We start from the raw sequence: 20,763 nt of genomic DNA, 5'->3' as shown, positions 1-20,763 counted from the left end.
TGCGCGCGCGGAACGGTGTCGGTTACTCGGAGGAGCGGAGACGGACGCGTACGTGCACCTGTGTCCGCTACTCGGAGGAGCGGAGGCGAACCGTTAGGGAGTCTGCCCGGGTGGCGATCACGTCGTCCTGGGCCCAGCGCTGTGCGAGGCGCTGCAGCACGGCGTCGAGCATGGTGCGGTCGAGGCCCTGCATCAGGGTAAGCGTGACGACGAGTTCGGGGCCGTGTAGGCGCGAGAGTGGGTCGCCGGTGGAGAGCGCAACGTCGAGTACCGAGAGTTCGGTGCCGATCGAGGCGACAAACGCCGCGAACACCTCGGGATCATGGAAGCTGGGGATCCAGGCCTCCTCGCGGGCGATGGCCCAGAGCGCCGGGCGACGGATCACGAACTCGAGCGGGGTGGTGGCATCGAGCACCACGAGGTCGGTGTTTTCTTCGGCCGCGGCGAGGGCCACCCGGATGCCGTCGGCGGGCACGGGCCGCGCCTTCGGGTTCCAGGTCTGCATCGCGGCAACGGACGAGAACACCGGCAGGACGTTTCGGCCATCCGGCCCCTCGACGGTAATGATCGAGAGCTCCTGGGTCTTATCGATCTCCTGGCCGTGTGCGTTGACTCCGATATCGCCCGCGTGGGCGACCAGCGGGATCAGGAGGCGCGCGCTGCGGAAGGCATCAATCACGGCCTCCGCGGAGCCCTCCCCCGCGGCAAACCTGCGCTGCGCCTCAGCGAGCTCGGCCGGGGCGCTGCCGTCGTCCTCGGCGTAGGCGTTGTCGTGCGCCTGGAAGGTACGGCCCTCCCAGGTTTGGTCAGCGCTGTCGGCGGTGTTTCCGGCAAGGGCGGCAATACGGGCACGGATTCCGGTGGGATCGGCGGGGGTGCCGTGATCGCAGCCCGCACCGTGTGCGTGCGGGTCGTTCGGGGTGTGCTCGGTCATGCTGTCTCCTCGCGAGAACCAGTGTCATCGGGTGGATGACGGTGTGCGGCGGGGTGCTGCCGCGGTGCTGTTAGGGTGGCCGATCCGTGGTCGCGCGGGGCGCGGGAGTGACCCTCACCAGCCTATCGGCCCGGGGCGATGCCCGCGCGCACGGCGGCCGCCGGCGAACGCGCAAAGGCCCGGCTTCCCTGCGGAAAACCGGGCCTTTGCATGCGGCCAATCGCCGCACACGGCTAGTTGGAGGCGATGTCCAGTGCCTCGGGCAGGGTGAAGTTGCCGTTGTACAGCGCCTTACCCACGATCGCACCCTCGAGGCCCAGCGGCACGAGCTCGCGCAGCGCGGCGATGTCGTCGAGGCTCGAGATGCCGCCGGAGGCCACCACGGGGCGGTTGGTGCGCTCCATGACCTCCTTCAGCAGCGGGATGTTCGGTCCCTGCAGGGTGCCATCCTTGGTCACGTCGGTCAGGACGTAGCGGGTGCAACCGGCCTCTTCGAGGCGCTCCAGGACGGTCCAGAGGTCGCCGCCGTCGCGGGTCCAGCCGCGAGCGGCGAGGGTCGTACCGCGGACATCGAGGCCCACGGCGATCGCGTCGCCGTACTGGCCGATCACGTTGGCGGCCCACTCGGGGTTTTCCAGTGCGGCGGTGCCGAGGTTGATTCGGGTCACGCCGCTGGCCAGGGCGGCCTCGAGGCTCGCGTCATCGCGGATACCACCGGAGAGCTCGATCTTCACACCGTGCACGGCCTTGATCACGCGACGGATCACCGTCTGGTTGTTCCCGCGGCCGAACGCGGCATCGAGGTCGACCAGGTGGATCCACTCGGCACCCTGGTTGGCCCAGTCCTGTGCGGCGTCTACGGGGTCGCCGTAGTTGGTCTCGGATCCGGCTTCGCCCTGGGTGAGGCGCACGGCCTTACCGTCGGCCACGTCCACGGCCGGCAGCAGTTCGAGTGCCGGGGTGTTGTTGAACTCGCTCATGTTGTCCTTGTGTCCTGTATTCGGATCCGTTACCGGGTTGGTCTGGATCCGCGGGGTTGGGGTCGGAGGGATGGTGCCGGCGGTGGCACCATCGCGTGCTACTCCGGGAGGGGAAGGGTGTCGAGCCAGTTCCGCAGCAGGGCGATGCCCGCATCCCCGGATTTTTCCGGGTGGAACTGGGTGGCCGTGAGCGGTCCGTTTTCGATCGCGGCCAGGAAGGGAACACCGTGGTCGGCCCAGGTGAGGGCCGGTTCCGTAAAGGGTGGGATCACGTCCAGCAGCCACTCCTGGGCCGCGTAGGAGTGAACAAAGTAGAAGCGCTCGTTCTCGAGACCGCGCAGCAACCGGGAGTTTTCCGGAACGCGCACGGTGTTCCAGCCCATGTGCGGCACCACGTCGGCGGGCAGCTCGGTGATCGATCCCGGCCACTGGCCCAGACCCTCGGTTTCGACACCGCGCTCGGTACCCTGACCAAACATCACCTGCAGGCCCACGCACACGCCGAGCACCGGCTTGCCGCCGGTGATGCGCTTGTCGATGATGCGGGCACCGCCGGACTTCTCCAGCGCTGACATCACCGCGTCAAACGCGCCGACGCCGGGAACAAACAGGCCGTCGGCGGCCATGGCCTCGGCGAAGTCGCCGCTCAGGGTGACGTCGGCACCGGCCTTTTCGAGAGCCTTGACAGCGGAGTGAACGTTGCCCGATCCGTAGTCAAAAACGACGACGCGGGGGCGACGCTCGCCGGTCTGGGTATCGCTCACAGCTTGCCCTTCGTGGAGGGGATGCCCTCGACCAGCGGGTCGAGGGCCTTTGCCTGCCGGAATGCACGCGCAAACGCCTTGAACTCGGCCTCGGCGATGTGATGCGGGTCGCGGCCCGAACGCACGTCGATGTGGACGGTCAGCCCGGCGTTGAAGGTGATCGCCTCGAAGACGTGACGGATCATCGAGCCGGTGAAGTGGCCCCCGATGAGGTGAAACTCGAAGCCGGCGGGCTCGCCGGTGTGTACGAGGAACGGGCGGCCGGAAATGTCGACCACGGCCTGCGCGAGCGCCTCGTCCAGCGGGCACAGGGCGTCGCCGTAGCGGGCAATGCCGGACTTGTCGCCGAGGGCATCACGAATGGCGAGGCCCAGGGCAATGCCGATGTCCTCCACGGTGTGGTGCACATCGATGTGGGTGTCACCGGTGGCCTTCACGCGCAGATCGGTCAGCGAGTGCTTGGCGAATGCGGTGAGCATGTGGTCATAGAAGGGCACCGAGGTGTGGATCTCGCTGCGGCCGGTGCCGTCGAGGTTGATCTCGAGCTCGATCGAGGATTCACTGGTCTCCCGCGTAATCGTCGCGGTCCGGGGTGCGCTGGTCATGCCTCTGAGCTTAGCGCGCTCAGGGCCTCGAGGAAGGCGGTGGTTTCGGCCTCGGTTCCGGCGCTCACCCGCAGGTGACCGGGGATTCCAACATCGCGGATCAGGATGCCGCGCTCAAGCAGCGCGGTGAACAGCGCCTTCGGGTCGTCGACGCCGCCGAAGAGCACGAAGTTGGAGTGGGTGCGGTGCGGGGTGTAGCCCAGCTCGGTGAGGCGGGTGACGATGCGGTCACGCTGACCGCGGATATCATCCACCATGGCGAGCATCTCGTCGGTGTGATCGAGGGCGGCCTCGGCGGCCGCCTGGGTGAGGGCCGAGAGGTGGTAGGGCAGGCGCACGAGACGCAGCGCGTCCACCGCCGCAGGGTCGGCGGCGAGGTAGCCGACGCGGGCACCGGCGAAGGCGAATGCCTTGCTCATGGTGCGCGAGATCAGCAGGCGCGGGCGCCCGGGCAGCAGGGTCAGTGCGCTCTCGGTGCCGTCCGGCGCGAACTCGGCATAGGCCTCATCGACAACAACGATGCCGTCGGTGGCATCGTAGATGGCCGCGATGGTCTCGAGATCGATGGGGGTGCCCGTGGGGTTGTTCGGCGAGCAGAGGAACACGACGTCGGGCTGGTGCTCGCGCACCTGGGCCACGGCACTCTCGGCCGAGAGCTCGTAGTCGTGCTCGCGCACGCCGGGAATCCAGGTGGTGTCTCCCCCGGCGGCCAGGAGCGAATACATCGAGTAGGTGGGGGCGAAGCCGAGCAGCGAGCGGCCGGGCCCGGCGAACGCCGAGAGAATGTGCTGAAGCACCTCGTTGGAGCCATTGGCCGCCCAGATGTTTTCGGCGGTGAGCCCGTGGCCGAGATAGCGAGCAAGGCGTTCGCGCAGACCGGTGAACTCACGATCCGGGTAGCGGTTCAGGCCGAGAACGGTTTCGGCCACGCGGGCCACGATGTCCTGGGCGACGGCCTCGGGGATCCGATGGGTGTTCTCGTTGACGTTGAGCGCAACGGGCACACTCAGCTGAGGGGCACCGTAGGGAATTTGGCCGCGCAGATTGTCGCGGAGGGGCAGATCGTCAAGAGTGGTCACGGGAAAAGTTTACCCAGTGGATACCGCGGGGAGGGCGCACATTTGCCCAGTCTGCACGGGTGTGCGAAACCGCGCGGTACTAGTGCCCCGCGGTGCCGAAACGCAGCGGGATGGCGAGGCGCTGCCCAGCATCCAGCGAGGAGGTCTGGAGCTGGTTGAGGTCACGGATCTCGGCGATCACGTCTCGGGGGTCGGCCCGGGGGTCAAGCTCAACCGCGAGCTGCCACAGGGTGTCGCCACTGGCAACGGTGACATAACGGAAGTCTGCATCGACCGGAGTGGAGGAGGCCACCGCGCCGCCGGCATTCAGACCCAGAATGGTCAGCGCGATAACGATGGGCAGCGCCGCCAGGGTGGTGAACACCACACGACCACGGCGGGTGAGGCGAATCTTGCCACTGCTATGCCCACTGCCACGCTCATTCGGAGCACTCACGGCCGATCCGGTGTCAGAACCACGACCGACGCTCAGGGAACGCTGCGGCGTCTGGATTGCTGTACTCATGATTTGCCTCTCTCTTTCCGGTGATGATCAGTGGGGGGTAACGTTCGAATTAGAACATCTGTTTCGAATATAACTTCGAATAATCGAAACCTCAAGCCGGTTTTCGAATATTTTCAACATTTTTTCGCGACACACTCGAAGAAGTGTTTGTTTTCTGTTCGAGTGCTGGATACAGTTTCGACTGTTGGGATTACTCAACCAACAACCACCGACACTGGCTCAAAAGGGCCGTCAGGACGGGAAAACATGGTCGCCAAGAAGCCGAACACAGACGCCGCAAACGCGCCCAAAACCGGCACCCGGCGGCGCAAGAGTCTGAGCGATAAGCAGCGTTCGATTCTCGAATACATCTCTCGCTCGGTGTCCGATCGCGGATACCCGCCGAGCATGCGTGAGATCGGCGACGCCGTGGGCCTCGCCTCGCTGTCGAGTGTTACGCACCAGCTCAACCAGCTCGAGCTCAGCGGTTACCTCCGACGCGACCCGAACCGTCCGCGCGCCCTGGAAATCCTGATCGATCTCCCGGGTACCACGGTATCCTCGGCCACGTTTGAGGCCGCGACTCCCCCGGTCGGTGACGCGGCGATGGTTCCCCTGGTGGGGCGCATCGCGGCCGGTTCACCGATCACCGCCGAGCAGCAGGTCGAGGAGGTCTTCCCGCTGCCGCGTCAGCTCGTGGGCAAGGGTGATCTCTTCATGCTGAAGGTACAGGGCGACTCGATGATCGACGCCGCGATCTGCGACGGCGACTGGGTCGTGGTGCGCCAGCAGCACAGTGCCGAAAACGGCGACATTGTGGCCGCGATGCTCGATGAGGAAGCCACCGTCAAGGTTTTCCGGCAGCGCGATGGCCACACCTGGCTCCTGCCGCGGAACTCAAACTTCGAACCCATCCTGGGCGACCACGCCGAGGTACTGGGCAAGATCGTCGCGGTACTGCGCGCCGTCTAACCGGCCGAAGGTACAGAGCGGAGAACCCGTGTCCATCGATCCCAAGCGGTCCCTCCAGGATGCCCATCCGCTCGTATTTGCGGTGATTCCCTCCCCGCTGGACGACCTCACCCTCGTAGCGCGCGGTGATGCCCTGGTCGCGATCTATTTTGCGCAGCATGCTCGCCGCCCCGCGGATGCGACCCTCGGCGAACGCGTGAGTGCGGACGCGGTGCCGGTGCTCGCTCGTACCCGGGCTCAGCTCGGCGAGTACTTCGCCGGTGAGCGCGATCGTTTTGATCTCCTCCTAGATCCCGACGGCGAGGAGTTTGCGCAGCGCGTCTGGGCTCGCCTCCGTGAGATCTCGCGCGGACACACGATCAGCTACGGCGAGATCGCGGCCGAACTCGGCCAGCCCGGTGCCGCTCAGGCCGTGGGCGGCGCGGTGGGACGCAATCCGCTGAGCATCGTGGTGCCCTGTCATCGGGTGGTCGGTGCGGGAGGTTCCCTGACCGGCTTCGCGGGTGGTGTGGCGCGCAAGGCCGCGCTCCTTGAGCTCGAGGAGGGCGAGGACGCCCGCGCGTCCCGGCTGTTCTAGGCTGCCGAGTCGTTACCAACCAGCGCCGCACGCTCCTGCCGCTCCCGAAATCACCGGTTACGCGTACGCTACGGCCCGCCATGACGTGCTCGGCAAACGGCGACTAGCTACGGGTCTTGGGAAGCACCTTGAACTGGGCGAGCAGGTCTGCGCAGTTTACACAGACGTCGATGTGGCTCTCCCACGTTACGGTCTGGTCCGACTTACCGCTATCCCAGGCGTAGAGGGCCTCGGCGCAATCGGCGCTCGTCTGCCCCTTACGGATCTGAACTCCCAGCCACTGTGTCCGCAACTGTCCGCGAGCGCGGAACGTCATCTGCGCGACGGCACCGGGAGAGACACCCATCAGGTTCGCGACCTCCTTCGGCTTCATCCGCTCGACGGCGGTGAGCCAGAGGGCGTCCTTCGAACGCTCGGGCAGCATCACAAACGCCTCCACCACCACGGCGTTGGGTTCGAGGGAGGCCACGATGTGTTCCGGCGTGCGGATATCCGCGATCTCGGGGACGGTGTCGGTCGCGATCTCGCGATCCACCCGCGACCAGTCGATCGCAATGTTGCGAATCGTGGTGTACAGGTAGGACTTGAATGCGCGCGTTACGGGGTGGCCGTTGTTCACGCGCTGAAGGATCCGGGTGAAGGCCTCGCTCACGAGGTCATCGGGATCAAATCGGTGGGTCACGCTCAGTGCGAACGCTCGGGCTGCGGATGCATGCTGCACCCACATGTCGCACACCTCGGAGGCGGTGCTGACGAGAGACGGTGTTGAAGGTGTGAGGGTTGCAATTGACACGGTGTTTCACCTTTCATGCGGAGGCCGTTCGACCAGAGCATGAAGATATCCAGGCAAAAACCCGCCTGTGCGTGAAACAACCTCATCTGTGCGTGAGGTTCACAAAACCATGTGGAGCACGAAAAAAGTCGTGCGTAATTACCGCCTAATCCGTGATCCAAAACGCCGGTATGGCCACGGGTCACGGAGGGGTCGCGGCGACGACGCACACGAACCGCTCCTCGATTGCAAATACCGCATCAAAAACGAGCGGTAGGCACCCGCGCGTGCTACTAGTGCCCGCTCAGCAAAACCGCTTCGGACAGCTCCACGCGGTTCTTGCAGCCGGTCTTTCGCAGCGCCTGAGAGATATAGTTCTCAACCGTGCGCTGGCTCAACCGCAGTCGATCGGCAATTTCCTGGTTGCTGAGCGAACCCGCCAAACGAGCGATCTCGCGTTCGCGGCCGGTGAGCGAGGCCAGCACAACCCGTTCCTGCTTGCGGATGATCGTGCGCGCCGCCACCAGGCGACCGAGGCGATCGAGCTCGGCGGAGTCCAAGCGGTCGGGGTTTGTCTTGAGGTAGGTCGCAAGCGCCCGCTCCACCAGGTACTCCCCCTCGAAACTCGGGTGCTCCTCGACCCAGCTCGCCACGGCGATCGGCCCGGCATCGAGTGCGGTGGCGAACGAACCGATCAGCGCGTAGCGCAGCACCGGGTGTTCTCGACAGAGCTGAGACAGCAGCGAGCTGCACTCGCCACGCCCCAGCAGGGCCGTTCCGTATGCGGCGATGTGGGTCGCGGAAAGATACGAGCGTCCCTGCATGAGGCGATCAATATCCGCCGCAATCCGGGTATCCGCTTCCTCCGGGGTTTCACCCACAAAGATGCCGAGCGCCTCCCAGCGGTTCCCCACCCAGGGCAGCGGTCCAGCCAGAATCTCCCGGGCACCCTCGATCGGCATGCGCACGCCGGCGCGGAAATCATCGGTGATCGTGTTGCGCTTCAGCATTGTCATTGAGGCGTCAAAGAAGTAGCGTCCCAGACGGCCCGGGCGGCCCATTGCCGCGACCGAGCTCAGCACCGAGCGCTGCTCACGGGTGTGGCCGCGCAGTTCAAGATCGAGCGCCACGATATACGAGAAGATCGCGTACCCCTCGCGCGAGAGATCAGCCACCGCCTCGTCGCGTGCCCGGTCGACCGTCTCTCGAAGGCTCGGGGCCTCCGGACCCAGCATGCGCATCAACAACTCGATGTGCTTGCCCCACAGCTGAATGAGCGTGGAATCTCGCCCAACGCGAATCGCGTCGCGCGCGCCCGGCAGATCCGCCTCAAAGATGCGCAGGATCGCGAGGCAGGTCGCAACCACTCCACTGGGTTCAACGGCGTTGTCCCAGAGCATCGCGGTCTCCTGCTCCGTTGGCATGCAGCCGCGGAACGCGCGGGTGACGAGGAAGACGGCGTCGAGAGCCGCGTCGTCGCTTTCCGCCCGAAGGGCGTCCGCACGATCCTGCCGCCCGCGATCAATGGTCCACCACTGATAGGCCATGGCACGAAGCAGGGATGCGTGTACCTGGTTTGAATCCGCCATCCGGGTGTGGGCGAGCACGGTCTCCACCCGGGCATTTTCGGACGCGTGTGCCATCGCGTCACTGAGGTAGAGCACCGCGCTGCGCGCCGTCGGCGACTGCCGCCAGATTGCATAGCTCTTGGCCATCCGGCTCGCGCTGAGGAATTCGAAGTGACGCGAAAGCGCGGCGTCCGCGGTGACGAGTTCGGCCTCACGCGAGGACTCCTGAACGTTCACAAGCTGCCCGTCCACCACGTCGCTGATCGGCGCGTGAGAGGGAGAGAACAGCTGCTGCACGAGCGGGGGCCAGACGTGAATCTCCGAGGTGTCATGATCCGAGGGAAGATCCACCAGGTACCCGCGTCCGCGCAGATCCTCAATGATTTCAAACCCGAGCTCGCGCTCAGCCTCGGGGGCGGGCAGCGGGCCGTGGGCCGCGAGCCAGCGCAGGGCCGAGCGCACCTGGGGTTCGTGCCCGACGTGGGCTTCAACCAGGTGAGCCAGCTCGTTATCGAAGAGGGGAAGCTGTCCGCTCCAGCGGCCGTTCTGCAGGCGAACCGTGCCTCGACGCTGGGCCAGATCCATGATCGCGCGGATAAAGCGGGGGTTACCACCCGACACGGTCAGGACCCGGGTGATCGTACTGAGCTCGACCGGGCCGTGCAGGATTGCGGCAACCACGAGCCCCACCTGATCCAGGCGCAGCGTGGGAATGCTCACCTCGGCCTCCGGCCAGTACGGCCGAAAACCGGTCCGCGCAGCATCGTGCCCACGCTCGACTCGAATCAGCGGAATCCCGGTGCGCATCCGCACCGTCTCGATGACCCGGAGCGAGAGCGTGTCGAGGTATGCCGCGTCATCAATGGCGATGACCGTCGGCCCCGAGGAGGAGAGCTCACGCGAGAACATGTCGACCAGCGCATTTGGGGTGCGGCCGGCTACGGTGAGCCCCAGCTGCTGCAGACCATACCCCGGCTCGAGCTGGGCCGCGGGTTCTCCGCGCGCAACCAGAACCTCGCGGCCGGTGGCCTCGACGAGCTCGATGCACTTTTCGAGCACCGAGCTACGGCCGGATCCGGCATCGCCAACGAGGCGCACGCTTCGGCCGTCTCGAAGGTGTCCAAACGACTCGGAGACGATGTCGTCCAGGACAAATCCGTTCGTGGTGGCACCGGCCACCCAGGTGTCGTGCCTCAGCATGATCTAATCCTCTGCGCAGAGTACATGGTCGGACACTACCGCATCCGCAGCGAACGCAGCAGCAATCCGAGGAAACGCGGTCCACGAATCAGGTAGCGGTGGGCCAATCGGCCCGGCTCCTGCAGGAGTCGCCACATCCACTCCAGCCCGGCACGCTGCACCAGCTGGGGTGCGCGAACGCGCGAGCCCGCGGCAAACTCCACGGCGGCACCGGACCCGATGTAGACGGCCGGGGGTAGGGCGTCCTCCCAGGTCAGGTACCACCGCTCCTGCTTCGGGAAACCAAGGCACAGGAACACCAGGTCCGGTTCAAACTCGGCGAGCGCGCTCACCACCTGAGCGGACTCAGCGCTGTGGACGTCCTCACCGATCTGCGGGAACGGAACGGCAACGATCTCGGCGCCCGGGTACTGGGCCGCGAGGTTTCGTGCCGCGGCAGCCGTGGTTGATTCGGCACCGCCGGTGATCGCGATCCGCCATCCGCGGCGAACGGACTCGGCAGCGGTAATTTCCAGCAGGTCGGCACCGGTGTGACGCTGTGCCTCGCCATCGCCGAGGAACCGTGCCAGCGCCATCAGCGGGAACCCGTCAATCAGGCGCATACTCGCGCGCTCAAAGACGTACTGCAGGCTGTCATCGCGCGAGAGCAGCAGCGCCTGGTCAACGTTGGGGGTGATGACGAGGTGGCGGCGGTTCTCACGGACCATCTCATCGAGTTCCTCGAGGAGGTCGTCCGTGCCGCCGGAGAACAGCTCGTGTCCGCCGAGAAGACTGCGGTTTTCCACAAAGGACATTTGAATCGTAGACATGACTAGTACGCACCCTTCCGTGCCAGGACGACAACGAAGGTGAGCGCAATGATTCGACAATCAAGCGCCAACGACCAGTTGTCGATGTAAAAGAGATCAATGGACAGGCCCTGCTGCCAGGTGAGATCCGAACGCCCGCTGATCTGCCAGGGCCCGGTGATGCCGGGCACCGCGAGCAGGCGGCGCTTGGCCGCGACGTCGTACTGCTCAACCTCGGTGGGGAGGGCGGGACGCGGCCCGACGAGGCTCATGTCCCCGCGAAGGACGTTGATGAGCTGGGGCAGCTCGTCCAGCGACCACTTGCGCAGGAACCCGCCGATCGAGGTGACCCGGGGATCGTCGCGCATCTTAAAGAGCGGACCATCGGATTCGTTGCTCGCCGCAAGCTCCTCAAGCATCTCCTCGGCGTTGCTGATCATCGTGCGGAACTTCAGGATCGTGAAGGTCTTGCCGTGACGGCCAACGCGTTCCTGCCGGAAGATCACCGGCCCGGAACTCGTGACCCGCACCATGATCGACACGACCAGCAGAACCGGGGAGAGCACAACGAGAGCGAGCCCGGAGAGCAGGATGTCCACCAGCCGTTTGATCAGGAAGGGGGCACCCTGATAGCGGGTGGCGCGAATCACACCGGTCACGCTGTCGCCGTAGGGCACCACGCTCAACCGGGAGAGGGGAACGCGCCCCAGCTGGGGCATCACGATGACCTCAACCGGGCTGCCGTACAGCGACCAGTTGATGGTTTCGAGGAAGGTATCACCCTCGTGAACGCTGCGGGTAGCGATGACAACCGCATCCACGTTTGCGGCCATTACCCGCTTACGCAGGTCTCCCTCGGAGAGCACGGTGTCATCGGCAAGAATGGTTTCTCCCTGCGCGGAGACCCGGTCGGCGTGGAGCACAATTTCTTCGCGCACCCGAACCGGCTCGTTGCCCCGGTCGAGGCGCTCATGGATACCCCGGAGCTCGTCCTCGGTTCCGATCAGCATCGTCGGCACCGCTTTTTGTGGCCGACGGAGCGCAATATAGCGAGTGATTAGGAGACCCAGGGTGCCCGCGGGCACCGCAATAAACAGGTAGCCGCGGGAGACTTCGGTCTGGGTGGCCGTCGCGAAAACCGCGTAGCCGGCCACCAGGAAGAGGGTCGCGGTCATGACGTCGGCAAACGGCTGCAGCGGCTCGTGAGCGTGCCTCCGCGAGCTACCGATGGTGATGGCGAGGATCAGCAGGATCCACACCGCCGACAGCACGATCGAGAACACGGTGTAGTTGACGAGTCCACCGCCCAGCGCGAATACGTGCTTTTCGTCGCCGAAGCGCAGCCACTGTGAGAGAAACGCGGCACCAAACAGCACGCCGGCATCGAGTACGCACAGCAGGCCGAAGTAGCGAGAACCAATCGAGCGACGCTCAAACGGGGTTGCACGCGCCGTTGAGGGGGCCAGGGTTTCGATCATCGGGCACTCCTCACTTTCATAAAATCGGGATGGACGGCGCGGATCGCGCGAAGGACGTCGAGTGTTGGGTAGGCGGAGCTCATCCGGTGGGACTCGTGATCCACGCGGTGATGAGGGCTGAGGCGGCATCGAGCCGGCGGGCCATGGCATCGAACTCGGCGTCGCCGTGACCGTAGGGGTCATCAACATCGAGGAGGGTGTGCCGACCACGGATGGCCGGTCGCATCGTCTGGGCGGCGGAGATCTTCGCGCGGGCGGAGGCTCCCGTGGGAGCCTGGGCGGCAATGATTTCCATTTCACCAACGGTGAAGATGCGATCGAATACCGAGGGATACTCGGCAAGGACATCGCGGCGGTGCTGCTCGGTCATGGTGATAACGAGGTCTACATCGCGCACGTGGGTGGCGGAGATGACGGCGGAGCGAAAGTTCTCGCTGCTCATGCCCGCGCGAGCGAGGCGCTCGCGGGTCCCGCTCGCCATACGACGCGGCGGGCCGAAGGAGTGGGTGCCGGCGCTGTCCACGAGAAAGGTGCTCGGGGCCGCGGCGTCCAGGTCGTGCTGGAGCCGACGCTCCAGGTAGGGAGAGCGGGCAATGTTGGCCGAGCACACGGTGAGCAGACGAATCGGTTTCGGCGCGGGTGTCGGGTTACTCATTCGAGCTCGTCACCCCCTGTTCCGGCACCGAAACGGTGTCGGATTTGGCGGGGTTCCCGGCATCGGCTGCGGGAGGCTGAACCGTTTCGTGCTCCGCGAGGGCCGCGTTGGTATCGGTGCCGGTCGGGGTGTTGCGGGAGTCGGTTGGACGGCCAGCCACACGGGGCTTGGAGGGGGTTGCATAGGTGCGGTTGTCCGGCTCGGCAGAGGATTTCTCGGCCGAGGCGGTAGGAACCGGCGCGGCCGACGCCTCCGAAGCCGTCGGAATCAGGGCGTTCTTGATGATGCGGCGGGGGTCATACTGGCGCGGATTCAGCTGACGCCAGTCGATGTCCTGACCAACCTCGCTTTCCAGGCGCTCCTTACCGGAGTCCAGCCAGGCCTTGAGCTTACGGATTCCACTGCTCAATCCGCGCGAGTAGGCGGGAAGGCGCTCTGGCCCGACAACAACCGCGGCAATAACGGCGATCAGGATGATCTTTTCGATGCTCAGTCCGAACATTCGTAACTCCTTTCAGGTCCGGAGGGGTGCGTTAGATGAGGTGCAGTTCGCTAGCGATGCGAATTGCGTGCGGCCGCGAGGTCGCACCGAGTTTGCGGTAGATGCTGCGGGTCTGGGCCTTGACGGTGTTGGGCGAGACGACCAGGTGCTCGGCGATTTCGGGCATGGTCCGTGCGGATGCCAGCTGGGTGAGCACGATGCGTTCCCGACGCGTCAGGTCGGGAGCGGTAAGCACGTGCCCGTCCGGGTTGGGAATCTCGCTCAGCCACTCGTGGGTCGAGGTCGTGCTCTCCCCCGCGGAACCCACGATCTCGGCGTGCGAGATGAGGCGCCAGGGCACCGTCAGACGGTGCAGTTCGGAGAGCTCGCGCGCATCGCGAACGCAGGGCTGGACGAGGTCACCATCGCCGAGACGGCGACTCGCGATGGCCTTGACGATCAGGCACTCCACTCGCACGCGCGGGCTGAGACGATCACCGGCGAGCCAGCGGTCCACCCAGGTGAGAGCCTGTGTGTAGCGGCCCACGTGGAGGAGGAGGCGGCCGAGGACACCGGCGAACGCCGGCGATTCGCGGTCCCACGCGCCGAGCATCGTCAGGCCGGCGTGTGCGCGACGGTCCAGGGCGAGCAGGTCCGCGCGCGCGGCGAGGGCCAGGGCGGTGAGCTGACGGCTATCGAGGCGACGTAGATCCTCCGAGCGCTGAGTCGCTTCGAGCCCGGCCTGCTTCTGCCCCGAAGCAATCGCGTGGGTGCCGACGAGGGCGTCAAAGATCGGGCGTTCCTCACCGTGAATACCCAGCATCTTGAGGCTGCGAATGACACGCTCTACCCGCGTGAAATCACCACCCTCGAGCGCCACGAACCCGTGGGCAAGCCGGGCAGGGATCGCGAGTACGCGATTACGGTGGGTGTGCCAGGCCGTGCTGGCCTCGGCAGCGTCCAGGTGTTCTGCGGCGCGGGAAACCCGTCCGTCGAGCACGCAGATCAGTGCCGCGTAGCCGTGGGAGCGCATTCGCCCCAGATCGCTGATCTCGGGATCGTTCAGGACGTCGGTGAAGAGGGCGAGGGCGGCAGGAAGGTCGCCGGAGATGAACTCGCTGATGGCACCCTGAAGCGCGAGCTCCTCGCTCACCGCGGCGTCGGTCGCACCGGCCTGCGGCGGGGTCGACCGAACGCGAGCGCTCAGGTCACGAGCCTGCTGGAACTGACCCGAGCGACGCAGGGCGATGATCTGAACGAGCTCAAGGGCTCGACGCTCCGGAACGGAAACGGTCGAGGCCACTCGATGTGCACGCTGGGCGATTCCGGCGAACGGCTGCTCCGAAACCGCGGTGTGGGTACCGAAGCGAACGAGTGCCGAGAAGAGTTCAAGAACGGGATGGGCGGAGAGGCCGCGGGCCGGCAGGGCACGGGCGATGCGGCGCAGCTCCGTTACCGGCGATGCAAGGATCGTCGCACCCGAGCGGGTGAGGATCCCCGAGAGCAGTGGCAAGCACTCCGCATGGGCGGCGAGCAGGGCGGCACCGAGGGCGTCATTCTGCGCCTCCAGGGTGCCAGCTACCGCGTGCAGCGCCTCGGTCTCATCCGATGAGAGGGCGGGAGCGCCCGTGCGGCGCATCTCCGCAGCAACCGCGGCATCGAGCACAAAAATCTCGCCCTCGGGGGTCAGGACCCAGGAACCGACTCCCGAGTTTTCGAGGCTCGCGGCATCGGCGAGCGACTCGGGTGTTCCGTCGGTGAGGCACGCGATCAGCTCGCGTGAGGGCTGAGGAATCAGCGCGATCAGCGCGACGAAACGGTGTAAACGCTCGGGCAGACCATCCAGCAGGGTGCGTGCGTAGTCGGCTTCGATCCGAGCCAGCAGATCGTCGACGGCCGCGGTCATCCGCAGGACACCGCGAACGGTGGAGAGCTCGGCGGCCAGTCGTGAGGCAAACCCGATGCTGGGCGCACCCTCGCAGCTCTGAAGTACGCGCCGTGCAAAGGCGTCGTCTCGCGTTACTCGGCGAGCGCTCAGCAGAGCGTTGATCTCACCCGGGGTCGCGCTCAGCATGTCCGGCGCGACGGCCACGGTTACGGTGGTGTCAAGCTCGCGCGCCATCAGCCTGCGGACGTCTCGCGTGGTCGAGGTGGCGATGATCCGCACCCGCGAATTGGCCTGCAGAATTGTCTGAAGAACCGTGAGGGATGCCGCGGTGCGCAGGTGCTGGGCGTCATCGATCAGGAGGAGGAATGCGCCCTCCTGGTCACGGAGGTGGGCGAGAAACTCGCTGCGCGCATCACCGGTCTGCTCGAGCCCGGCTGCCTCCGCGAGGCCCTGCCACACGCGGGTAGCTGATTCGGGGCCACGCTCAATTCGCGTGTAGACCCCGGTGGTACCCGGCTGAGCCTCGGCCCACTGGGCCAGCAGCGTGGACTTCCCGCTCTGGGCGGGGCCGTGGATCAGGGTGATGGTTGACTCGGCAACGGAGTCGGAGACCCGTGCGAGGAGGTGTGCGCGCGCTCCTACCCAGGGGGACAGAGCGGGGGCACCGAGGATTCCGGTGGGGCGTGTCAGCTCGCGCTGATCGGTCTCGATCAGTCGTACCGTCTGGCGCAGTCCGTCCATAGTCTCTTTCCCCCTTCGTAGCCCCCCGGCTAATTTCTCGAACATAGGAATGACGCAAAACGTCCGAGATTATTACCGGATCAGCTCCATTTCGGATGAGGATTCGATGAGCAGTCCGGCCGCGGTGAGTTCGGTGACCAGTTCGTCGACGTCTCCCTCGCCAATCGGATGGCCGAATGCGCGCCAGACGGCCTCCTCGATCAGGGTCAGCGGGGTTGGAAACTCGCTCAGATGCCAGATCAGAGTCGCAATTTCGTTGAGCACGATCAGCCGCCCGTCCTGGAACAGGTGCGTGCGACCCCCCACCGAAACCTCATCGCTCACGATCGCGCGCGACAGCACGCGGTCATACCGAACGGGGCGCAGCCCGGGAAAGAGCTCCGCGAGGACCGGTGCGATGCTCGTCGCCTCCGAGTAGCGCACCCGATAGGCACCACCGGCCACCTCGATGAGGTGCCTCAGCCGGCGAATCGGTGTCTCACGGGAAGCCAGATAGCTCACCTGTTCGACCAGTCGATGAATGGCCTCGTCTGCTGGGATGGGCACAATCTGGGCGCCCTGAGCGTGTTCCCCATCCGCGGAGGTTCGTATGCGGTCGAGGAACAGCAGGGGGCCCAGATCAAAAGCGGCGGCATCCGTCATGCGCAGACCGAGCGATTCCGGGGCAGCCTGGGTTTTCCAGCCCAGCGATGCGGGGAGGTCGTCCTTCAGCGCGAGCGGCTTGAGGTACGGTTCGATCCGCAGGTGCGCATCAAATCCGATGGTCTCATCCGACACGTACACGTACTCGCGGCCCAGGATGCGGGTAGCCGTGGTCTTCCCCATTCCCGAGGGGCCCACCATGACCGCCGCGCGCCCGGTCTCGGGGTCGGCGACTCCGCCGGCGTGCAGCATCAGCAGCGAGGTCGCGCGCTCGGCCACCGCGGTGCGGGTGATCAGGCTGGAGAGCCGCTCGCACAGCTCCGGGAAGCTCCCGAGAACCATGTCGAAATCGGCGGGATCCAGCAGCACCAAGACGTTGCTGTCGAGCGCCGCGCGAATGACCACGCTCGTTTCGCCCGCGTGCGCACACGCGCAGTGTGCCCACAGCGCGCGAATGTGATCGCTCTCCGCGGGGGTCAGCCCGGTGAGTTCGAGGTGCACGCACACGCCCAGGGCATCAACAAATACGTGGTCGGGTGAGGTCATCGGTGAGACACCGACTCACCCGCGGGGGTAGCGGTGACGCAGCGCAGCGAGCCGTCCTCCACGAGAACGTCCAGAAGGCGGCGCACGTCTCCGCGGATTGCGTCGCGGTTCTCCTCGCCGAAGCTGCACTCCAGGACCGAGCACACCTGGTCGAAGTTTCGCTCGCCATCAATGGTTTCCCACACGTTGATCGCGGTGCCGGTGAGGCGGCGAATACGCGAGCTGCGCAGGTTGGCCAGGAAGACGCCCTCGGACGTCTGGGTGACGGCCACGCCTTCGACAACTCGCGGGACATCGGTGGGGTTCCAGAAATTTTTCACGGGATATTCCTTTGCTCAAAGTCCGTTTGGGTTTCAGACGGACGGCGAGCCAATTGATTACTCGGGGCTAATTTGCGGGTGAACAAAGGTTAAAAATGCCACCCGCCCCAACCCACTCAAAAACGCATAAAAAAGCAGGTCCGGGGCGAAAAAACCAGATCAAAACGGCCCGGGTGAGGTGTCCTAGCATCAAGTCCAGTTAGTGACCCGTGTCCAGCCGTATGCCCACCCCAGAGAGAGGTTTCACCGCAGTGAGCGTCAATAAGAAACAGAAGAAGAGGCGAGGGCGCCACAATCCCGATGAGCGGATGCCAATCGGCGTCCACCTCCGCGAGCTGAAGCGTCGTATTGGCCGCAGCGCGCTCGCCATCGTGCTGGGCTCGGTGGCCGGATGGTTCGTGACCGATTTCATCCTCGGGCTCATGCGCGACCCCGTGATCGCCATGGCCGTCTCCTCGGGAAACAACTCGCAGCTGAACTACACCTACGTGACCGCGGCCTTCGACCTTAAGATGCAGATCGCCGTCGTGTGCGGCGTCGTGATCGCGAGCCCCGTCTGGATCTACCAGCTGTTCGCCTTCATCGTTCCCGCCCTGCGCAAGGAGGAGCGCCGCTATGTGCTGGGGTTCGCCTCCGCAAGTCTTCCGCTGTTCGTACTGGGCTGCCTGAGCGGCTGGTATGTACTCCCGCGCATCGTCGGCGTGATGCTCGGGTTTGCCTCCACCAAGGAGAGCACCCTGATCGACGCCACGATGTACTACCAGTTTGTAATCAAGCTCGTGATCGTGCTCGGCATCGCCTTTATCGTGCCGGTCGTCCTGGTGGCCATGAACTTCATGGGTGTTCTGCCCGCCCATGCGATGCGTCGAGGCTGGCGAATCGCCGTGCTCGTGATCGTGGTTGTGACCGCTCTGGTAACCCCCTCGGCCGATGTTTTTTCGATGGTCATTCTGGCGTGCCCCCTGCTCGCCCTGTACTTCAGCGCGGTGGGCATCGCCTGGATCCATGACCGACGACTCGCTCGACGCCTCAAGCGCGAGGGATTGGCCTTCGACGACGCATGACACCCACGACACTCCCCCAGACCCTGCCCAGCGTGAGCGTCATCGTGGCGCTGCACAACCCCGGCCCCCTCCTCGCCGACTTCCTTGACCAGGCCGCCGCACTCTCCGAGGTAGACGGCGTAGACGTGGTCATCATTGATGACTTTTCCCGGGATGGATCCCGCGATACCCTGCGCGAGTGGGCGACCCCCGCGGGCTGCACCGTCGACTTCAACGCAAAAAACCTCGGCGTTGCACTCACCCGAAACCGTGCGCTCGAGATCGCCACCGGCGAGTTTGTCTGGTTCATCGACCATGACGATTCGTGGTCTTCCGAGGGGCTCGACATCCTGCGCGCGCATGCCGCGGGCGTCGATGCCGTAATCGGCTGCGCGGACTACCAGTACGGCGAGCGCGAGAGCGAACGCCGTCGGATCGAGCAGGCTCCCAGCGCACCGCGCATTGACGGGGCTCAGGCCGCCCGCCTCCTGCTGGAGGGCTCCGTGCAGGGGTTCCTCTGGACCAAGCTTTTCCGTCGCGAGATCATGGGGGCACACCCGTTCCCCGAGCAGCGCTCGCAGAGCGACATCGTCGGGGTGGCTCGCTCGCTCGCCGCGGCCGAGGACGTCGCCTGCGTCGATCGGGTTGTCTACACGTACGTGCGCCGCGAGGGTTCGATTACGCGCAGCAAATCCCCGAGCCTCGAGAGCCTCGAAAATGCGCGGGACTCGGTCATCTCGGCCACCCGCGAGAGCGCGCTTCCCGGCCAGATCGACTTCTTTGTGGCCTGGTTCTACTGCCTCGCCGTGGTGAAGACCGCGGTGCGCTGGCGTGCCTCACCCGAGGCCGTGCGGGAGGCAGTGGACTCCGCCGCTCAGCAGGCCCGCCAGATTTCGCTGCGCTCGGTTCTGCGCGCATCCCCGCGTATTGCCGGCATCGTTATCCTGCTGCGTACCGTCCCTCGACTCCTGCCCCCGCTGCTCACCCTCGGTTTCCTCCTGTTGGATGCCAGCCGTGAGGTACGCGGACGCATCGGCCGCGTTGCCCGAAAGTTCCTCGGCTTCAGCATGCTGCCGGCGATCACCGCCCTCATCCCGATCATTACGATCCCGGCGATCACCTCCACCACGGGGGCTGCTGGCTGGGTTGCGGTTGCCATCGGGCAGTCCGTCGGTGGCGTGGGCGCGGTCGTTGTGGAGCTCGGCTGGTCGGCCATGGGCAGCCAGCGCGTGTCGCGGCAGTCGCACGGCAACGCGCGGCAGAACGCGGCGCTGGCGCTCACCCTTCGCCTCGTGGTTTCCCTTCCAATCGCCGCCCTCAGCGGGGTTATCGCCGCGCTGATCAGCCCCGAGCACGCGGCCGAATCCGCGGGGGTCGCGATGGCCACGGCGCTCGCCGCCAATAACCTCGTGTGGTTCTTCGTGGGCATTGGGAAGCCGCGCCTCATCCTGTTTACGGATGCCCTGCCGCGCGCGATCCTCGCCCTGGTTTCGGTGTGGGCCGTGTACGCGACGGGTTCACTGTGGCCCTACGTTATTACGCTCCTGGTGGCGAACCTCGCCTCGGTTTTCCTGGGAAGCATGGCCCTGGGGTTACGCCCGCGGCACATGGCGGGTTTCACCGTGGTACGCATGCTGGTGGCGCTCAGGTTCCACACCGTGGTCCTGACCGCGCGGCTCCTGAGCGCGACCTACATCGTGCTGCCCACCACGCTCGTCTCCCTGGTGTCGCCCTCAAGCGTGGCCGTGTTCTCCGCGGCCGATCGCCTGCAGCGGATGGCCCTCAACGCGCTGTCCTCCCTCCCCAATACCTTCCAGTCCTGGGTGGGGAAGAACCAGCGTGATGAGCGCGTACGTCGCAGCTTCCTCGCGATCGCGGTGAACACCGGCTTCGGAATCGTCGCCGGGACACTGTTTGCGCTGTTTGCGCCGTGGCTCTCACACGTTCTGTTCTCGGGGGTCGCGACGGTTGAACCCGCGTTTGCCGTGGTGTGTGGATTCATCATTCTCACCACCTGTATTTCCCGCACCACCGGTGGCATCATGTTGCCCGCCCTCGGCCGAATGCGCGCGCTCACCGTGAGCGCCGCGAGCGGCCTGGTCGTCGGAGTTCCGACGATCCTGATCGGTGCCTCGCTGTTTGGTGCCGCCGGTGCCCTGATCGGGGCACTCATCTCCGAGGTCACCGTCCTCACCGTCCAGATCATCGCCATCCGTGGCGCACTAAGCTCTCGTAAAAAGGATTAG

The 20,763-nt window shown here is 65.5% G+C and carries 19 protein-coding genes; 4 read left to right on the top strand and 15 right to left on the bottom strand.

Annotation, left to right across the window (positions count from 1 at the left end; translation table 11 throughout):
• Positions 1-67: 67 nt before the first annotated feature.
• The 6 genes from D9V32_RS00375 to D9V32_RS00350 all read right to left on the bottom strand — a co-directional run bounded on the left by D9V32_RS00375 (position 68) and on the right by D9V32_RS00350 (position 4,867).
• Positions 68-934 (bottom strand): SseB family protein, encoded by an 867-nt coding sequence (locus D9V32_RS00375; RefSeq protein ID WP_121646923.1) that lies wholly within the window; start codon positions 932-934, stop codon positions 68-70.
• Between the two features lie 233 nt (positions 935-1,167).
• A complete protein-coding gene (gene priA, locus D9V32_RS00370; protein ID WP_121646922.1) occupies positions 1,168-1,914 on the bottom strand; it encodes a bifunctional 1-(5-phosphoribosyl)-5-((5-phosphoribosylamino)methylideneamino)imidazole-4-carboxamide isomerase/phosphoribosylanthranilate isomerase PriA in 747 nt (248 codons plus the stop codon).
• Between the two features lie 98 nt (positions 1,915-2,012).
• Entirely contained in the window at positions 2,013-2,678 is a 666-nt protein-coding gene (gene hisH, locus D9V32_RS00365; protein WP_121646921.1) for an imidazole glycerol phosphate synthase subunit HisH, read from the bottom strand.
• Positions 2,675-3,283, bottom strand: coding sequence for an imidazoleglycerol-phosphate dehydratase HisB (gene hisB / locus D9V32_RS00360; protein ID WP_121646920.1), 609 nt, complete (start codon positions 3,281-3,283; stop codon positions 2,675-2,677). The genes hisH and hisB overlap by 4 nt, the downstream gene beginning before the upstream one ends.
• Positions 3,280-4,362: a histidinol-phosphate transaminase gene (locus D9V32_RS00355; protein WP_121646919.1), complete on the bottom strand. Its 1,083-nt coding sequence runs from the start codon at positions 4,360-4,362 to the stop codon at positions 3,280-3,282. Before D9V32_RS00355 ends, hisB begins: the two co-directional genes overlap by 4 nt.
• A 79-nt stretch (positions 4,363-4,441) precedes the next feature.
• Positions 4,442-4,867, bottom strand: coding sequence for a LysM peptidoglycan-binding domain-containing protein (locus D9V32_RS00350; protein WP_121646918.1), 426 nt, complete (start codon positions 4,865-4,867; stop codon positions 4,442-4,444).
• Between the two features lie 246 nt (positions 4,868-5,113).
• Between D9V32_RS00350 and lexA the strand changes: the two genes are divergently transcribed.
• Both lexA and D9V32_RS00340 read left to right on the top strand, forming a co-directional pair.
• Positions 5,114-5,818: a transcriptional repressor LexA gene (lexA, locus tag D9V32_RS00345; RefSeq protein ID WP_121646917.1), complete on the top strand. Its 705-nt coding sequence runs from the start codon at positions 5,114-5,116 to the stop codon at positions 5,816-5,818.
• A 28-nt stretch (positions 5,819-5,846) separates the two neighbouring features.
• Positions 5,847-6,395 (top strand): methylated-DNA--[protein]-cysteine S-methyltransferase, encoded by a 549-nt coding sequence (locus tag D9V32_RS00340; protein ID WP_245981854.1) that lies wholly within the window; start codon positions 5,847-5,849, stop codon positions 6,393-6,395.
• Positions 6,396-6,498: 103 nt separating this feature from the next.
• Here D9V32_RS00340 and D9V32_RS00335 read toward each other — a convergent pair whose 3' ends face one another.
• The 9 genes from D9V32_RS00335 to D9V32_RS00295 all read right to left on the bottom strand — a co-directional run bounded on the left by D9V32_RS00335 (position 6,499) and on the right by D9V32_RS00295 (position 17,474).
• Positions 6,499-7,122 carry a sigma-70 family RNA polymerase sigma factor gene (locus D9V32_RS00335; RefSeq protein ID WP_121646915.1) on the bottom strand — a complete coding sequence of 208 codons (624 nt, stop codon included), beginning with the start codon at positions 7,120-7,122 and terminating at the stop codon, positions 6,499-6,501.
• A 338-nt stretch (positions 7,123-7,460) separates the two neighbouring features.
• Positions 7,461-9,935 carry a helix-turn-helix transcriptional regulator gene (locus D9V32_RS00330; RefSeq protein ID WP_121646914.1) on the bottom strand — a complete coding sequence of 825 codons (2,475 nt, stop codon included), beginning with the start codon at positions 9,933-9,935 and terminating at the stop codon, positions 7,461-7,463.
• A 35-nt stretch (positions 9,936-9,970) separates the two neighbouring features.
• Positions 9,971-10,744: a WecB/TagA/CpsF family glycosyltransferase gene (locus D9V32_RS00325; protein ID WP_121646913.1), complete on the bottom strand. Its 774-nt coding sequence runs from the start codon at positions 10,742-10,744 to the stop codon at positions 9,971-9,973.
• Between the two features lie 2 nt (positions 10,745-10,746).
• Entirely contained in the window at positions 10,747-12,201 is a 1,455-nt protein-coding gene (locus tag D9V32_RS00320) for a sugar transferase (protein WP_183086104.1), read from the bottom strand.
• A 79-nt stretch (positions 12,202-12,280) separates the two neighbouring features.
• Positions 12,281-12,856: an arsenate-mycothiol transferase ArsC gene (locus D9V32_RS00315; RefSeq protein ID WP_121646911.1), complete on the bottom strand. Its 576-nt coding sequence runs from the start codon at positions 12,854-12,856 to the stop codon at positions 12,281-12,283.
• Complete coding sequence (locus tag D9V32_RS00310; protein ID WP_121646910.1) at positions 12,849-13,358, bottom strand: twin-arginine translocase TatA/TatE family subunit; 510 nt, start codon at positions 13,356-13,358, stop codon at positions 12,849-12,851. Before D9V32_RS00310 ends, D9V32_RS00315 begins: the two co-directional genes overlap by 8 nt.
• A gap of 31 nt (positions 13,359-13,389) precedes the next feature.
• The gene (locus D9V32_RS00305) at positions 13,390-15,966 is read right to left on the bottom strand and encodes a LuxR family transcriptional regulator (RefSeq protein WP_183086103.1); all 2,577 of its coding nucleotides are present in this window, start codon (positions 15,964-15,966) and stop codon (positions 13,390-13,392) included.
• 72 nt (positions 15,967-16,038) lie between these two features.
• Positions 16,039-17,154, bottom strand: coding sequence for a PqqD family protein (locus tag D9V32_RS00300; protein WP_121646908.1), 1,116 nt, complete (start codon positions 17,152-17,154; stop codon positions 16,039-16,041).
• Entirely contained in the window at positions 17,151-17,474 is a 324-nt protein-coding gene (locus D9V32_RS00295; RefSeq protein WP_121646907.1) for a PqqD family protein, read from the bottom strand. The genes D9V32_RS00300 and D9V32_RS00295 overlap by 4 nt, the downstream gene beginning before the upstream one ends.
• Before the next feature lie 308 nt (positions 17,475-17,782).
• Between D9V32_RS00295 and tatC the strand changes: the two genes are divergently transcribed.
• A complete protein-coding gene (tatC, locus tag D9V32_RS00290) occupies positions 17,783-18,538 on the top strand; it encodes a twin-arginine translocase subunit TatC (protein WP_245981851.1) in 756 nt (251 codons plus the stop codon).
• The gene (locus D9V32_RS00285; RefSeq protein ID WP_121646905.1) at positions 18,535-20,763 is read left to right on the top strand and encodes a glycosyltransferase; all 2,229 of its coding nucleotides are present in this window, start codon (positions 18,535-18,537) and stop codon (positions 20,761-20,763) included. Before tatC ends, D9V32_RS00285 begins: the two co-directional genes overlap by 4 nt.

It is taken from the genome of Mycetocola tolaasinivorans (genome assembly GCF_003667565.1).
Classification (GTDB): Bacteria; Actinomycetota; Actinomycetes; order Actinomycetales; family Microbacteriaceae; genus Mycetocola; species Mycetocola tolaasinivorans.
Note: the sequence above shows the minus strand (reverse complement) of the source record. Positions and strands in the feature narration are given on the sequence as shown.